Origin of the sequence: Streptomyces africanus (assembly GCF_002150735.1) — a bacterium.
GTDB classification, from domain to species: Bacteria; Actinomycetota; Actinomycetes; order Streptomycetales; family Streptomycetaceae; genus Streptomyces; species Streptomyces africanus.
In genome coordinates this window covers 1-282 of the sequence record NZ_MUKA01000108.1, presented here as the reverse complement: position 1 = coordinate 282, position 282 = coordinate 1, and positions in this window count along the sequence as shown.

Here is a 282-nt window from a genome sequence, read left to right as displayed (position 1 = left end):
GGCCGCGCGGGAGGCTGCGTGTCTGATCTTTCGTGCCCATGGTCGGACCTCGCGTCATCGCTCGGACGGGAAGGACGGGTTGATCAGCTGTCAGTGGATGCTGAGTGTGTATCAGCGGCCGTCTCCACCCGTCAACGGCGCGTTCACCCCTTGTGGCCTGCGGAAATAACGAATTGACGAGCTTTTCACGGCCATTGGTCGAGACCACTGACGCGCCCCTGGCCAGGGCCTGGCAACGGATTTCGCCCCTGACGGCCCCGGAACGCACGGCGGCCCGCGCCG